At 54.9% G+C, this 14839-nt stretch carries 14 protein-coding genes; 8 read left to right on the forward strand and 6 right to left on the reverse strand.

Annotated features, from left to right (window positions below; all coding sequences use genetic code 11):
* Nucleotides 1–14 precede the first annotated feature (14 nt).
* A complete protein-coding gene (gene glmM, locus ACYVM5_RS07675; RefSeq protein ID WP_460617552.1) occupies nt 15–1412 on the reverse strand; it encodes a phosphohexomutase domain-containing protein in 1398 nt (465 codons plus the stop codon).
* Between the two features lie 75 nt (nt 1413–1487).
* Here glmM and mazG point away from each other — a divergent pair, with 75 nt between their 5' ends.
* From mazG to ACYVM5_RS07715, 8 genes are all read left to right on the forward strand, one after another.
* Nucleotides 1488–2345 carry a nucleoside triphosphate pyrophosphohydrolase gene (gene mazG / locus ACYVM5_RS07680; protein WP_460617553.1) on the forward strand — a complete coding sequence of 286 codons (858 nt, stop codon included), beginning with the start codon at nt 1488–1490 and terminating at the stop codon, nt 2343–2345.
* Between the two features lie 267 nt (nt 2346–2612).
* Nucleotides 2613–3494 (forward strand): MotA/TolQ/ExbB proton channel family protein, encoded by an 882-nt coding sequence (locus ACYVM5_RS07685; RefSeq protein WP_460617554.1) that lies wholly within the window; start codon nt 2613–2615, stop codon nt 3492–3494.
* A gap of 89 nt (nt 3495–3583) precedes the next feature.
* The gene (locus tag ACYVM5_RS07690; protein WP_198069142.1) at nt 3584–4216 is read left to right on the forward strand and encodes an ExbD/TolR family protein; all 633 of its coding nucleotides are present in this window, start codon (nt 3584–3586) and stop codon (nt 4214–4216) included.
* A 53-nt stretch (nt 4217–4269) separates the two neighbouring features.
* Nucleotides 4270–4806 carry an ExbD/TolR family protein gene (locus ACYVM5_RS07695; RefSeq protein ID WP_198069143.1) on the forward strand — a complete coding sequence of 179 codons (537 nt, stop codon included), beginning with the start codon at nt 4270–4272 and terminating at the stop codon, nt 4804–4806.
* Nucleotides 4803–5630 (forward strand): energy transducer TonB, encoded by an 828-nt coding sequence (locus ACYVM5_RS07700; RefSeq protein ID WP_211532026.1) that lies wholly within the window; start codon nt 4803–4805, stop codon nt 5628–5630. The genes ACYVM5_RS07695 and ACYVM5_RS07700 overlap by 4 nt, the downstream gene beginning before the upstream one ends.
* 381 nt (nt 5631–6011) lie before the next feature.
* Complete coding sequence (locus ACYVM5_RS07705; protein ID WP_460617555.1) at nt 6012–6284, forward strand: hypothetical protein; 273 nt, start codon at nt 6012–6014, stop codon at nt 6282–6284.
* Nucleotides 6277–7269: a PstS family phosphate ABC transporter substrate-binding protein gene (locus tag ACYVM5_RS07710; RefSeq protein WP_460617556.1), complete on the forward strand. Its 993-nt coding sequence runs from the start codon at nt 6277–6279 to the stop codon at nt 7267–7269. Before ACYVM5_RS07705 ends, ACYVM5_RS07710 begins: the two co-directional genes overlap by 8 nt.
* Nucleotides 7270–7323: 54 nt before the next feature.
* Nucleotides 7324–8967, forward strand: coding sequence for a tetratricopeptide repeat protein (locus ACYVM5_RS07715; protein WP_460617557.1), 1644 nt, complete (start codon nt 7324–7326; stop codon nt 8965–8967).
* A gap of 66 nt (nt 8968–9033) precedes the next feature.
* Here the strand turns inward: ACYVM5_RS07715 and ACYVM5_RS07720 are convergent, their stop codons facing one another.
* From ACYVM5_RS07720 to ACYVM5_RS07740, 5 genes are all read right to left on the reverse strand, one after another.
* Complete coding sequence (locus ACYVM5_RS07720) at nt 9034–10086, reverse strand: RluA family pseudouridine synthase (protein WP_460617558.1); 1053 nt, start codon at nt 10084–10086, stop codon at nt 9034–9036.
* A gap of 72 nt (nt 10087–10158) precedes the next feature.
* Entirely contained in the window at nt 10159–10800 is a 642-nt protein-coding gene (locus ACYVM5_RS07725; RefSeq protein ID WP_460617559.1) for an OmpH/Skp family outer membrane protein, read from the reverse strand.
* 41 nt (nt 10801–10841) lie between these two features.
* Nucleotides 10842–11519 carry an OmpH/Skp family outer membrane protein gene (locus ACYVM5_RS07730; RefSeq protein ID WP_198069148.1) on the reverse strand — a complete coding sequence of 226 codons (678 nt, stop codon included), beginning with the start codon at nt 11517–11519 and terminating at the stop codon, nt 10842–10844.
* 38 nt (nt 11520–11557) lie between these two features.
* Nucleotides 11558–14080, reverse strand: a complete 2523-nt coding sequence (gene bamA, locus ACYVM5_RS07735) for a BamA/OMP85 family outer membrane protein (RefSeq protein WP_460617560.1) — start codon at nt 14078–14080, stop codon at nt 11558–11560.
* A gap of 9 nt (nt 14081–14089) precedes the next feature.
* A complete protein-coding gene (locus ACYVM5_RS07740) occupies nt 14090–14836 on the reverse strand; it encodes an undecaprenyl diphosphate synthase family protein (RefSeq protein WP_460617561.1) in 747 nt (248 codons plus the stop codon).
* Nucleotides 14837–14839: the final 3 nt, after the last annotated feature.

The raw sequence follows: 14839 nt of genomic DNA on the forward strand, positions 1-14839 counted from the left end.
AGAACACCGACTAATTAACTCTTTGCAGCGATAATCTCCTTGATGTCGCCAATGATTTTCTGGGCCAGATAATCGGCCGTGGAATTCGAATCCGATTCGGCGTAGATGCGAATGATGGGCTCGGTGTTGGACTTGCGCAGGTGCACCCACTCCTTGTCGAACTCAATTTTTACGCCGTCAATCGTGTTTACCGGCTGCTTGGCGTAGCGCTGTTCCATCTTGGTCAGCACATCGTCGGTGTTGATTTCGGAAGTCAGCTCAATCTTATTTTTCGAGATAAAATAACTCGGGTACGAGTTGCGCAGGCGGCTCACCGTCAGGCCCGTTTTGGCCAGATGCGTCAGGAACAACGCAATGCCCACCAGGGCATCGCGGCCGTAGTGCAATTCGGGGTAAATGATGCCGCCGTTGCCCTCGCCACCGATTACAGCATTGGTTTCCTTCATTTTCGTCACCACGTTCACCTCGCCCACAGCGGCGGCCGAATAGCTGCCGCCGGCCTTCTCGGTCACGTCGCGCAGGGCGCGGGTGCTGCTCAGGTTGCTCACGGTGTTGCCGCCGCCCAGGCTTTTCAGCACGTAGTCGGCCACGGCCACCAGCGTATATTCTTCGCCGAACATCTCGCCGTTTTCGCTCACCAGCGCCAGGCGGTCCACGTCCGGGTCCACCACGATGCCGAGGTCGAAGCCGCCTTTTTCCAGCACCTTGGCAATGTCGCGCAGGTGCTCGGGCAGCGGCTCGGGGTTGTGGGCAAAGTCGCCGGTGGGCTCGCAGTGTAGTTTCTCAATGGTCGTCACGCCCAGTGCTTCCAGCAGCTGCGGCACCGCGAAGCCGCCCGAGGAATTCACCGCATCCACCACTACCCGGAAGTTACGGGCCTTAATGGCCTCCACATCCACCAGCGGCAGCGCCAGAATGGCCTTGATGTGCTTCTTCAGGAAGTTATTATCCGTGGTGTACTGGCCCAGCTTGGTCACGGGCGCAAAATCGAAGTCCTCGCTCTCGGCCGAAGCCAGCACCTGCTGCCCATCAGCTTCCGAGATGAATTCGCCGGTTGCGTTCAGCAGCTTCAGCGCGTTCCACTGCTTGGGGTTGTGAGAGGCCGTGAGGATAATGCCGCCCGCCGCCTTCTTGGCGGGCACCGCCATTTCCACGGTGGGCGTGGTACTCAGGCCGAGGTCGCACACATCAAGGCCGAGGCCCTGGAGCGTGGCGGCCACCAAGCGGCTCACCATATCGCCCGAAATGCGGGCATCGCGGCCGATGACAATCAGCTTACTATCGGTCGCTTGGGTTTTAACCCAAGTGCCGTAGGCGGCAGCGTATTTCACCACGTCGAGCGGCGTGAGGCCCTGGCCCACCGGCCCGCCAATGGTGCCACGAATGCCGGAAATAGATTTTATTAAAGTCACGGAGGTAGTTAATTTGAAAGACCAAAATTAGGCATTAGCAACCGGTTGGCGGCACAGAGTTTTATCTTTGGAATAATGGAAAACCTTACGCCCCCCACTAGTTCCCTGTTGGCCAGCGCACGTCGCCCGGCTCAGCTCGAAGCCTTCGGCCGCCTGCTCGACGTGCTCGACCGCCTCCGCACCGAATGTCCCTGGGATAAAAAACAGACGCTGCAAACCCTGCGGCACCTCACCATTGAGGAAACCTACGAAATCAGCGACGCCATTCTGCGCGATGACCTGCCCGACTTAAAGAAGGAGCTTGGCGACGTCATGCTCCATTTGATTTTCTACGCCCGCATCGCCGCCGAAAAAGGCGCTTTTGACATTGCTGATGTGCTTAATGCCCAGTGCGAAAAGCTAATATACCGCCATCCGCACATCTACGGCGACGTGCAGGCCGACGATGAAGAAACGGTAAAACGCAACTGGGAGCAACTCAAGCTCAAGGAAAAAGGCAATACCAACGGAGTTCTCGGTGGCGTTCCCACCTCGTTGCCGGCCCTGGTGAAGGCCATGCGCATTCAGGAAAAAGCCCGGGGCGCAGGCTTCGATTGGGAGCAGCCCGAGCAGGTATGGGACAAAGTGCAGGAAGAATTAAACGAGTTTGGGGCCGAGTACAACCACGGCAATCCCGACCGGATGAACGCCGATAAAGCCGCCGATGAGTTCGGCGATTTGCTCTTTTCACTGGTCAATTTTGCCCGCTTCGCCGGCATCAATCCCGAAGAAGCCTTGGAGCGGACCAACCGTAAGTTTATCAGTCGCTTTCAGTACCTGGAAACGGCCGCTGCGGCCAATAATGAGCGCCTCGCTGACCTCTCCCTGGCCCAGATGGATGTGTATTGGGAGGAAGCCAAACGGCGCCCAGCTCAACCCCAAGGCACTGTTTAGCGTTGGTAAAACTTCATCCAACTTTCATTGCAATTCTAGCGGGTGCAGGTAAGTTTTCTTTGGTCAGGCCGCGCTTTTTGGTTAGGTTTGCCCAGCTAAGACGGCTCGTCGGGTAGTTTAGACTTCGGTAAGTGCTATTTTAATCTCCTCATTACGGGATTATCGATTGTCTTTTTGCCGTTGCCTGCGCTCCCAACCAACTTTTTGCATTTTCTTTACCCACTCAATTCAACTACTTCACTCAATAACCCCAAACACTCCGGCACAATGGAACAGAAAAATGCCATGAACACGAGCCCACGGCCCGCCGCAACGGCCGCCAAAGCCGAAGCCCAAAGCAGCGGTGGCGCCTCGCTGTTTTCCGTGATAGTTATCATTTTGGCCTTCGTCATCAGCTATATCGTTTTTAAATTCGTTTTTGGTGATGGTAGCCACTTCCAAGGCGGCAACCCCGAAAACAACCCCAATCCCGGCGATTACCTCGGCGTAGTGTATAAGGGCGGTGTTATCGTACCGTTCCTGCTCACCATGTTCCTCTGCGTTATCACCTTCTCGATTGAGCGGATGCTGACCATCTCGAAAGCCAAAGGCTCGAAAGGCATTGAAAGCTTCGTGCGCACCGTGCGCCAGAAGCTGAACGCCAACGACATCAACGGTGCCCTCGCCGCCTGCGACCAGCAGAAAGGCTCGGTAGCCAACGTGGTGAAAGCCGGCCTGATGAAATACAACGAGATGACCCGCGAGCGTGGCATGACCACCGACCAGAAAGTACTGGCCATCCAGAAAGAAATCGAGGAAAGCACCGCGCTGGAGCTGCCCATGCTGGAGAAAAACCTGGTTATCATCTCGACCATCGCTTCGATTGCAACCCTGACCGGTCTGCTCGGCACGGTATTCGGCATGATTCGCGCCTTCGCCGCTCTGGCGCAGGCCGGTACTCCCGACGCAGTAGCACTGGCAAACGGTATCTCGGAAGCTCTGATTAACACGGCTCTGGGTATCGGTACCTCGGCCCTGGCCATTGTGGCTTACAACTACTTCACCAGCAAAATTGACGAGCTGACCTACAGCATCGACGAGGCTGGCTTCAGCATCATCCAGACGTTCGCTGGCCAGCACGGCCAGACCACGGCTACCCAGACGGTTTAATTCCGTTTGCGCAGCTACCGGCTGATGCACTAAAACGCGGGGCGATTCGTTCTTCGGAATGAGTCGCCCCCTTTTAACCCCACCTCGCAATGCCCAAAGTAAAACCGCACCGTACCTCGCCGTCGCTTGATATGACGCCGATGGTGGACCTGGCTTTCTTGCTGGTGACATTCTTCATGCTCACCACCAAATTTGCCCCCGAAGAGACTGTGGTGGTGGACACGCCGTCATCGACTTCGGAGCTTAAATTGCCCGAGAACAACGTTATTACGCTGACCGTTGATGCTAAGAAGCGTGTCTTCTTTGGCGTCGATGCTCCGCAAACCAAGATTCAGGCATTGCAGAAAGTAGGCGCTAAATATGGCGTAAACTTCACCGCAGCCCAGGCCAAAGAGTTCAGCAACCTGCCCAACTTTGGCCTGCCTATCAGCCAGCTTGGTTCTTACCTGAACATGGCCAAGGAAGACCGCAAGCAGGTGAATGCTCAGCAGCCCGGTGTTCCACTCGACTCGCTCAATAACCAGTTAATTGACTGGGTGCTGGCGGCTCGCACGGCCAACCAAGCCATCTTCCACAAGCCTACCTACATCGCCATCAAAGGCGACGGTAATGCTGATGTACCCACGGTGCAGCAGGTTATCAAGGTGTTGCAGGAGAAGGATATCAACCGCTTCAACCTCATTACGGATATGGAGAACAAGCCCGTAGCTGCCGCCAAATAACATTGGTTGCTCCTACTGCTTCAGTTTCTAATCTCCTCACTTAACTAAATCCCATGGCAGAAATTCAAGGCAAAGCCGACTCCGGTGGAAAAGGTGGGAAGAAGCGGGCCAAGAAAATGTCGACCAAAATCGACATGACCCCAATGGTGGACTTGGCCTTCCTCCTGCTTACCTTCTTCATGCTGACAACCACCTTCGCCAAGCCCAACGTGATGCAGCTCACGATGCCGGTGAAGAAGACCGACGATGTGGAGGACACGAAAATCAAGGCTTCGCAAGCCATGACCATCATCCTCGGCAAAGACAACAAGGCGTATTACTACTTCGGTTTGAATACGCCCAATGACAAAACCGTAGCCAAGCCTGAGTTGAAGGTGACGAACTTCGCTGCCAATGGAATTCGGCAGGTCCTGTTGGACCGCCAGCGCCAGAAGCCGGAGCCCATCATCCTCATCAAAGCCACCGAAGACGCCAAGTATAAAAACATGGTGGACATTCTGGACGAGATGAACATCACGAACCAGAAGAAATACGCGCTGGTGAAGGTACCCAAAGACGACCTGGACCTTATTAAAGACTCCGCCCTATGATGGACAATGCGCAAATTGCCAAGGCCAGCTTAAACGACATCGTTTTTGAAGGCCGTAATAAGGCATACGGTGCTTACGTACTGCGTCGCTTGTATCAGCGGCACGTTACCCGGGCACTGATTATTGCTACGTCGGTATTCGCGCTCCTCGTGTTTTTCCCGCTCATCGCTCAGTATCTGAAAGACAAGATGCCGAAGGAAGCTCCGAAGAACCTCAAGGAGAACGTGCTGATGGACGCTCCGCCTCTCGATGAGACGAAGCCGCCGCCCCCCCCTCCTCCCCCCGAGGCACCGCCACCCCCTCCGCCCAAGCTCACCACCATCAAATTCACTCCTCCGGTAGTGAAAAAGGATGAGGAAGTGAAGAAGGAAGAGGTTCCGGACCAGGAAGAGCTGAAGGACAAGACGGTAGCCACCGTAACCGTAAAAGGTAACACGGACGCCCCCGACCTTTCTGAACTCTCCGGCACCGGCGACAAAGTGGTTGAAGAAGTAGTTGAGAACAAAGTCTACACCTACGTAGAACAGATGCCTCAGCTGCCCGGTGGTGGTGGTAACGCCGCTATCGTGAATGCCATCCAGAAGGCGGTGAAATACCCCCCGCTGGCGCTTCGCAACCAGGTTGAAGGCCGCATCTTCGTTAGCTTTACGGTGAACCCGCAGGGCGACGTTTCGGATGTGAAAGTGGTAAAAGGCCTCGGTTCGGGTCTTGACGAGGAAACGATTCGGGCGGTGAAAACCCTGCCCAAGTTTATCCCCGGTAAGCAGAACGGCCGGGCAGTAAGCGTTTCGTTTACGGTACCGATTACCTTCAAAATTCAATAAGTTCTTAATTCGGAGTTAACTCCGAATTAGTAAAAACCCTGGATTGAGCTTCATGGCTCGGTTCAGGGTTTTTTTATTGTATTCAAAATCAATACAGCATGAGAAAATCTGCGTCTTCGCATACCGTTTAATTGAGGTAATCGTTGAATACTTCTTACTGCGGAGAGTCAACAACAGCAGCATCTCAATGCAAGAAATAGTCTGACTCACGAAGCAAATTGTGGTGCAAATCCGTTAAAGTCAGAAAATTGCCGGCTTCTATGAAAAGCAGTGTTTTTTCGGCTTTTTTGTAGCCTGGTTCAGAAGCTTTACCATTGCCAGCCGAACCTTTACCCAGTTTTTTTGGGTTTATTATATATTCATTTCTGAATTTTCCTGTTTATGCTCAACCTGCCTACTACTGAGGAGCGGCTCGGTAAGTCGCCCCAACGGCTGGTGCGTTACTTTGTGCTCCTGATGGCCGTGGTTTATGTAGGCCTTGGCGTGTGGTTGTGGTGGTCGGCCAATAGCTCTTCTGCTGGCGCAATCATCCAATTAGGTCCTATAGCCCGACGGGTTCTGGGTTCCGTTTTCATTCTCTATGGATTACTTCGCTTTAGCCGAGGCTACCAGGAGCATTTCCGCAAAAAAACCATTTCTGACGATAATGATTAAGCGCGCTCACTTTTTGACTGCTGGTGTTACAGTGCTGGCCGGAGCCATTGCCATTGCTTCCTGCAACGGCCCAGGCTCGCCCGGAGCCCAGGACACTCCTACCAGCGGTAACGTTGCGGTGAGCGTCGATGAAACATTTGCGCCCATTCTGCAAGCGCAGATAGACACGTTTGCGAAGCTCTACCCAAATGCTCACGTTAAGATGAGCTTTCAGCCGGAGGAAAAGGTGATGCTGGACCTCATCAACGACAAGGTGAAGCTGGCCGTGGTATCGCGGGAGCTGAATGCGGAAGAGCAGGCTGATTTTGCCAAGCAAACCATCGTGCCGCGCACCACCCGCATTGGCATCGATGGCCTGGCCATTGTCCTCAACCGCAGCAACCCCGATTCGCTACTGACGGTAGCGCAGCTGGCAGACATTTTCACGGGCAAAACCGGCAAATGGAGCCAAGTCAGTGGCAAGAAAGGGCTGGCGGATATCAATGTGGTATTTGATGCGAACCGGAGCAGCACGACGCGTTTCGTGCGCGACTCGGTGACGCATGGTGCCGCCCTTACCACCCGGGTTTTTGCCGCCGCATCGAACCCAGCTTTGCTCGATTATGTTGCAACTCACCCCAGCGCTATTGGGGTGGTGGGCGTGAACTGGATTTCGGACCGGGACGACCCGGCCGCCATGAAGTTTGCCAATAAGGTGCGGGTGGCCAGCATCACGGCCCGTCCCAATCCCAAGCCGAGCGACTACATCCAGCCTTACCAGGTGTATCTGGCGGAAAAGACGCCTGAGCAGCTGGCGCAGGACCCGGATTTGCAGAATTACCCGCTCCGGCGCAACCTTTACGTCATCAGCCGGGAAGCGCGGGCAGGATTAGGCACAGGGTTTGCATCCTTTGTGGCAGGCAAAAACGGTCAGCTGATTTTTCAGAAATCGGGACTATTACCGGCTCAGATGCAGGCCCGAATAATTACCACGCCTAAACTGTAAGCGCACTTTTCGCGTAACAATTTCTCATTGCTTTTTCATCCTTTTTCTTCTCCTATGAGTTTCAAGCCCTGGAAACAGCCGCTGCTCGCTGCCGTTGCGATGGTAGCAGGTACTACGGCGGCCACCGCCCAAAACGTGCAAACCGCCCAACGCGACATTGAGTTGGGTCGGTATAACGAAGCCCGCGCCATTTTGCGCCCCGGCTCCACGCCCGAGACTGCTTTCGAGTTGGGTCGTCTGTATCAGATGCGTGACATGCCCGACTCAGCAGCTTATTTCTTCAATAAAGCAGCTGGCTCTACTCCCTTTGGTCAGGTAGCCGCCGGCCGTGCATTGCTGGCCAAAGGCCAGGTGGCGCCGGCAGAGGTTCAGTTTGATGCCGCCGCCAAGGCTACCAAGAACAAGGACACCAAGGTGCTGACAATGATTGCCCAGGCATACGGCGAGGCTGACGGTAAGACGACCGGTAAGGCTCAGACGTATCTCGATGCCGCCCAGGCCGCTTTCAAAAAAGATGACCCGGCGCTGATGGTGGCCCGTGGCGACGTGTTTCTGCACTCGGACCAGGGTGGTGGCGAAGCCATGACCAGCTTTGACCGAGCCATTGCAGCCAACCCCAGCTACGCGCAGGCTTACTACAAAAAAGGCGCTTTGAGCGTGCGTTCGCGCAACTTCAATGCGGCCCGCGAGAGCCTGAACAAGGCTGTAGAGCTGGACCCCAGCTACGCACCGGCTTACCGGGAACTGGCTGATATGTACTACTACGCTGGCCAATACGACTTGGCTCTGAGCAGCTTTAAAAAGTATCAGGACTTGGCAGAGCACTCGGCTACTACGGATGCGCAATATGCATCCTTCCTGTACCTGACCAAGAAGTACCCGGAGGCGCTGACGGAGGTAAACAAGGTATTGCAGGTTGACTCGAACAACCTGACCATGAACCGTCTGAAGCCGTATCTATTGTATGAAACCGGTGACTACGCTGGGGCCTCGACGGCCATGGACACGTATATGAAAATAGCTCCTGCCGATAAAGTAATTTCGGAGGACTTGGCTTACAAGTATAAAATCATGAGCAAAACCGGCAAAGGCAGCGAAGCCATTGCCGGCATCAGCGAAATCATTAAGAAAGACCCAAGCAAGGCTTGTGACTTCCAGAATGACCTAGCTGCTATCTATGCCAACCAGAAGGACTACAAAGGCGCAGCCCGCGTTTACAGCTACAAGCTGACGAACTGCAAAGGCGACCTGACCGACCAGTTCCGTCTGGCTACCGCCCTCACCGGCGACAAGCAGTACACTCGTGCCGACAGCGTTTACAACATCATCCTGACGGCTAAGCCTACGTACGGACCTGGCTACCTGGCCCGCGCTAAGGTAAATTCGTACCTTGACCCCGAAGCCAAACAAGGCTTGGCCAAGCCGTACTACGAGAAATACATCGAGCTTTCGAAGGCGGAAGGTGCTGACCCCACCAAGTTCAAGGAAGGTGTAGTGGAAGCCAATGGCTACCTGGGTGTATACAGCTTCCAGAAAGGCGATAAGGCTGCTGCGAAAAGCTACTTTGAGCAAGTGCTGGCCATGGACCCGGAAAACGCAGGTGCTAAGAACAACATCAAGATTCTCAGTGCGCCTACTAAGGCTACCAAGACCACTACTACGAAGACCGCAACAAAAACCACGGTTAAGAAGAAGTAATTAGCTTGATGGCACAAAAAAGGCCCCTTCGCAACTGCGAAGGGGCCTTTTTTGTGTCGGTTAATATTAGCTAGCCCAGGCTCGCCACTTCTCCAATACAGCAGCAAAATCCTCCGGTATTTCCGCTTCGAAGAGTAGCTGTTTGCCGGAAGTAGGGTGGACGAAGCCGAGGGAGCGGGCATGCAATGCTTGGCGCGGCATCAACTGAAAGACGTTTTCCACAAATGACCGATACGCTCCAGTGTTCTGGCCCACGCGAATGCGGTCGCCGCCGTAGGTCGCATCGGAGAATAAGGGATGGCCGAGGTACTGCATGTGAGCGCGAATCTGGTGGGTGCGGCCGGTTTCCAGCACGCAGCGGACCAGCGTCACCGGGCCGAAACTCTCTAACACCTCATAATGCGTCACAGCGGGCTTCCCTTGCTCGCCGCCGGGGTACACGGCTTGCACCTTGCGGTCGCGCACACTGCGGCCAATATGGCCGGTAATCGTGCCCGTGGGGCCGGGCGGGGTGCCCCATACCAATGCTAAGTAGCTGCGCTGAATGGTATGATGGAAAAACTGCAATGACAGGTGTGTCATGGCAAACTCGGTCTTGCCAATTACCAGCAAGCCCGAAGTATCCTTGTCGATGCGGTGCACCAGGCCAGGCCGGATTTCTCCGTTGCGGCCCGTGGGCAGGTTGGCGAGGTGGTGGGCAAGGCCATTGACCAGCGTGCCCTGCCAGTGGCCGTAGGCCGGATGCACTACCAAGCCAGCCGGCTTGTTCACGATGAGCAGTTCCGCATCCTCATAGCGAATATCGAGCGGCATCTCCTCGGGTATCACTTTGCCTTCGCGCGGCGGCTCGGGCAGCGTGACCGTGATAATATCCTGGGGCTTGACCCGGTAGTTGGGCTTTACGGGCACACCGTTCACCTCCACAGCCAACGCCCGGATGGCTTCCTGTACTTTGTTGCGCGAAGTATTGCGCAGCCGGCCGTGCAGAAACTTATCAATCCGCAGCATTTCCTGGCCGCGGTCTACCACAATGCGGTGATGCTCATAAAGCTCATCACCTCCTTCTTCGTCGGCCTCACTGTCGGACAGTGCATCCGCCTCAAATTCGTCGTCTATCATTTCCCAAAGTAGTAGTATATGAAAAAAGCCGGAGCGAGTGCTCCGGCTTTTTTGGCAGGCGGCAGTTGCCGCTTACTTCTTGGTTTTGGTCTTGGTCTTGTTCACACCAGGCGCTACCGGAGCGGTGGTAGCCGGCGAGGCCGGACCCGATTTGATGGGAGCTGCCGCGCCGGGCGTGATGCCCATTTTCTTCAGCACGAGGTCCGAAATATCACCCTCTTTAGGAGCATGCAGCAACAGCGGGCTGCCGCCACCATCGGAATTGAACACGTAGGTGAAACCATTCTCATCGGCAACGAGGTCGATGTTCTTTTGCAGTTTGTCCAGGGCAGGCTTCAGCAGGGTTTGCTGCTTCTGCTGCAACGACTGCTCGGCCGTGCGCTGGAATTCCTGAATGGACTGCTGCAAACGCTGCAGTTCCTTTTCGGTATCCGCTTTCACTACCTCGGTCATGGTGCCGGATTTCTGCTGGTAATCCTTCACTTTGGTTTCAAACTCGGAGCTTTTGCTTTTTAGCTGAGCGGCAAGCTGGTCGTTATACGTTTTGAGTTCCGACTCAATCTGCTTGCTTTCGGTCATCTGGGATAACACGTACTGAACATCGGTGTAACCAATTTTCAGGGGGGCCTGGGCCTGCGCAGAAGTGGCAGCCAGGGTTCCGGCGGTCAGCAGAGCGGCGGCGAGCGTCAGACGAAAGATTTTCACGAGATTCATCAAAAAGAAAAAGTGTCAGAAAAATATTGGGGCAAAGGTAATTACTTCTTATTAGTCGGACGCGCTGGCTTGGTTACCGGCTTGGTACCAGGCGCAGCATCAGGTGTGCCCGAGTCCGATTCAAAGTTAGGGTCTACCGGCGTTTTGGGCGGGGCTACCGTTTTCACTGCACCCTTGGGGCCGGGTTGGTTGCGGTCTTCAGCGCCCAACCCCAGCTCTTCGAGCACAAATTCGGTGTAATCGTGCGCCGGATTGGTGTAGAGCATGGTCAGGTCGCCGGATTTATCGAAAACCACGGCCAGCGACTTCTTCTTGGCTACTTTTTCCACCGCTTCAAACACCTTGTCCTGCACCGGCTTATTCAGTTCCTGGCGCTTCTTGAACAGCTGGCCTTCGTAGCCAAACTGTTTGTTGCGGTAAGCTTTCAGTTCCTGCTCCTTAAGCAGAATTTCGTCCTGCCGCTTTTTCTTCATGGCTTCCGTCAGCACTACTTCCTCGTTCTGGTAGTTCCGATGGAGCTTGTCGAGGTCTTTTTGCAGGGTTTCTATCTCCTTCTGCCAAGTGTCCGACAGCAGGTTCAGCTCCTGTTGAGCCTTGGCGTACTCTGGCATTTTGGCCATGATAAACTCCGAATCGACCCAGCCAAACTTCTGGGCGTGGGCTTCCGGAGCAATAATCAGCAACAACAAGGCCAGTAGCAGGCCGCCAAAATTCTTCATATAGGAGGAAACGTGAAACTCCGCTCGCTAGTGCCTTGCTAGCGAATTTGCTGACCGATGATGAAGTGGAAGTGGTTGGGGTCCTGCTTGGTGCCAGCGGCCGTGCCTACGGGCGGAATCACGGAGTCGAAGCCGTGGCCGAAATCGAAGCCCAACAAACCAAAGGCCGACATGAAGATACGGGCACCTACCCCGGCCGAACGGTACAGCTTGTAGGGGTTGTAGTTCTGGTAAGAGTCGAATGCATTACCCGCTTCAGCAAAGCCCAGTACATACACCGTAGCCGCTGGGTTGAGGCTGACGGGGTAGCGCATTTCCAGCACGTACTTGTTGTAGGCAATGCCACCGGCCTGATTGGCCTGCGCCGTCGGGATGGCAAAGGCCGCGTTGGGGTCATCGTAACCGCGAAGGCCCACATAGTCGGTACCCACCAGGTAGTTGCCGCCGCCATTATAGCCCAGGCCCGCGCCGCCCATTTTGAAACGCTCAAACGGCCCTACATCACGCTTCGAATTGTACGTTCCCAGGTAGCCAAAGTGGGCGCGGGTGTTCAGCACCAGCTTGCCCACAATCGGGGTAAACCATGAAGCATCAAACATCCACTTGTGGAATTCAATCCACTGGTTGTTGCTGGGATGGTCGGGGTTAATCAGCGAGTAAGGGGGCGTTAGGTTCACGCTCAGGCTTAGCGAAGAGCCCCGGCGCGTATAGGTTGGGTTATCAATGCTGTTACGGGCCAGCGTGGTGTTCAGGGTAATGTTGTTAAACGTGCCCGAAGCTGCCCCGGCAATAACCGCGTAGTTCTGCGTCTGGTACTGGCTGTACGACAGCGAGTTGCTGAGCGTGAAGTAGTCATCCGGCACGCGCAGCTGGCGGCCCAGGCCCACCGTGGCACTGTTCACTTTGATAAACTGGTCCGAAGCCGCATCCAACGCCGCCCCGGTGCGCTGCACACTGTGGTTCAAGCTGAACGAGAACGAATTCGGCCGCCGGCCGCCCAGCCACGGCTCGGTGAACGACAGCGAGTAGGCTTGGTATTGCAGACCATTGGCCTGCACGTTGAGCGACAGGCGCTGGCCATCGCCGGCGGGCACAGGCGTCCAATTGCGCAACGTACCTGCCTTGCGCAGCGAGAAGTTGTTGAAAACCAGACCTACCGTACCGATAAAGCCGGCGTAACCGCCCCAACCACCCGACAGGGTTACCTGGTCCGAAGGCTTCTCGACCACCGTGTAGTTGATGTCAACCGTACCATCAGCTTGATTTGGGATGGGGTTGATGCCGATTTTCTCCGGGTCGAAATAGCCCAAAGTGGCAATTTCACGCTGCGAGCGGATGAGCAGTTCCCGGTTGAATTTATCGCCGGGCAACGTGCGCAGCGTGCGGCGCAGCACGTGGTCGCTGGTTTTGGTATTGCCCGAGATGTTGATGTCCTTAATGTGCGCCTGCACGCCTTCGTTCAGGCGCATCTCAATGTCAATCGAGTCGCCTTCAACCTTGGTTTCCACCGGGTCGATGGTGAAGAACAGATAGCCGTCGTTGAGGTACAGCGAAGAGATGTCCTGCCCTGTTGGGTTGTAATTCAGACGCTTATCCAGTATTTCCTTGCTGTAGGTGCTGCCGGGCTTGATGCCCAGCACGTTGGCCAGCGTCTTATCATCGTAGAGGTAGTTGCCGTTCCACGTGATGTGGCGGAAGTAGTACTTGGGCCCCTCGTCAACGGTGATGCGCAAGGCCAGGCCTTTATCGTCGCGCGTCAGCGTATCGCTCACAATGGTGGCATCGCGGTAGCCTTCAGCGTTGTAAAACTCCAGCAGCTTCTTCTTATCCTCCTCGTACTCGCTACGTTGGAACTTGCCGGCGGTCAGAAACTTATAAGGCTTCCGCTCCTTGGTTTTCTTAAGCTTTCCTTTCAGCTTCCGGTCGGTAAATGCTTTATTGCCTTCAAAGGCAATTTCGTGGATGCGCACTTTCGACCCCTTATCCACGTCGATGCGCAAAGCCACACTGTTCGATAGGCTCGAATCGGCAACCTGCACAATATTCACCTTGGTATCGAGGTAGCCTTTGTTCACGAAGAACTTGCGCACTTGTGTCCGTGCATTGTTCATCAGGGCATCCGTTACCACCTTGCCCCGAATCAGCGTAATTTTCTTTGTCAGGTCTTCGGTTTGGCCCTTTTTGATGCCCGTAAACGTGAATTTTGACAAGCGTGGCCGCTCCTTCAGGTTATAATCCAGGAAAATCTTGTTGCCCTCGATACGAGCCACCGTCACGCTCACGTCGCCGAGGATTCCCTGGGCCCACAGCTTGCGAATGGATTTGCCAATCTCTTCCCCTGGAACGCTGATAGGGTCGCCCACACGCAAACCAGTCAGGCCAATCAAGGTATTGGGGTCGAGGTAACGGGCACCGCTAATGGTGATGCCCCCCAACTCGTACTTTTTGGGCTCGTCGGCTCCCGGTTGCTGTGCCTGCGCGTGCATTGGCTGAGCTACCAAGCCGGCCAACACAGCTACTACAAGCGCACACTTGATAAAAAAATTACGCACAATAAACATTACAAAGATTTAAGATACAGTGATTTGCTCACTGGTTTTACCAAACCGCCGTTCCCGGCGCTGATAAGCCCGAATGGCCTCCTGGAAATGCTCCTTCCGAAAATCCGGCCACAGCAAATCGGTGATGTACAACTCAGTATAGGCTAGCTGCCACAGCAAAAAATTACTAATTCGCTGTTCGCCGCTGGTTCGGATAAGTAGTTCCGGGTCCGGCATTTTAGCCGTCACCAAGTAGCTCGCTACTATAGCTTCGGTCACTTGGTTGGGCTGAAGCTTGCCGGTAGCCACATCGTCAGCCATGCGCCTGGCAGCTTGGGTAAGGTCCCAGCGGCCGCTGTAGCTCAAGGCCAGTACCAGCGTCATGCGGCTGCCGTCCTTGGTTAGCTCCATTGCTTCGGCCAGCTCACGTTGGCAATTTTTGGGCAAAGTGGCCAAGTCGCCGATGGCTTCCAGGCGAATGCTATTCTTCAGCAGCGTGGCCGTTTCCTGCCTAATGGTATGTACCAGCAACTGCATCAACGCCATCACTTCCAGCGCCGGACGATTCCAGTTCTCTGTCGAAAACGCGTATAGCGTCAGATAGCGCACACCTAATTCGGCCGCTTCCTCCACGGTTTCACGCACAGCTGTGATGGCGCTTTGGTGACCAAAGACACGCAAGCCCCCACGCTGCTTGGCCCACCGCCCATTGCCATCCATGATGACGGCAACGTGAGCGGGAATATTTTGAGTATCTATTTCGGCCTTGCCGGTCATCTT

It is taken from the genome of Hymenobacter ruber, from assembly GCF_054783255.1.

Coding starts and splice junctions, on each gene's coding strand:
- ACYVM5_RS07705 (WP_460617555.1), top strand. CDS start 6,012: ATGCTCAACCTGCCTACTACTGAGGAGCGGCTCGGTAAGTCGCCCCAA.
- ACYVM5_RS07730 (WP_198069148.1), bottom strand. CDS start 11,519: ATGAAGAATTTTGGCGGCCTGCTACTGGCCTTGTTGTTGCTGATTATT.
- ACYVM5_RS07700 (WP_211532026.1), top strand. CDS start 4,803: ATGATGGACAATGCGCAAATTGCCAAGGCCAGCTTAAACGACATCGTT.
- bamA (WP_460617560.1), bottom strand. CDS start 14,080: ATGTTTATTGTGCGTAATTTTTTTATCAAGTGTGCGCTTGTAGTAGCT.
- mazG (WP_460617553.1), top strand. CDS start 1,488: ATGGAAAACCTTACGCCCCCCACTAGTTCCCTGTTGGCCAGCGCACGT.
- ACYVM5_RS07720 (WP_460617558.1), bottom strand. CDS start 10,086: ATGATAGACGACGAATTTGAGGCGGATGCACTGTCCGACAGTGAGGCC.
- ACYVM5_RS07690 (WP_198069142.1), top strand. CDS start 3,584: ATGCCCAAAGTAAAACCGCACCGTACCTCGCCGTCGCTTGATATGACG.
- ACYVM5_RS07685 (WP_460617554.1), top strand. CDS start 2,613: ATGGAACAGAAAAATGCCATGAACACGAGCCCACGGCCCGCCGCAACG.
- ACYVM5_RS07695 (WP_198069143.1), top strand. CDS start 4,270: ATGGCAGAAATTCAAGGCAAAGCCGACTCCGGTGGAAAAGGTGGGAAG.
- ACYVM5_RS07740 (WP_460617561.1), bottom strand. CDS start 14,836: ATGACCGGCAAGGCCGAAATAGATACTCAAAATATTCCCGCTCACGTT.
- ACYVM5_RS07725 (WP_460617559.1), bottom strand. CDS start 10,800: ATGAATCTCGTGAAAATCTTTCGTCTGACGCTCGCCGCCGCTCTGCTG.
- ACYVM5_RS07715 (WP_460617557.1), top strand. CDS start 7,324: ATGAGTTTCAAGCCCTGGAAACAGCCGCTGCTCGCTGCCGTTGCGATG.
- ACYVM5_RS07710 (WP_460617556.1), top strand. CDS start 6,277: ATGATTAAGCGCGCTCACTTTTTGACTGCTGGTGTTACAGTGCTGGCC.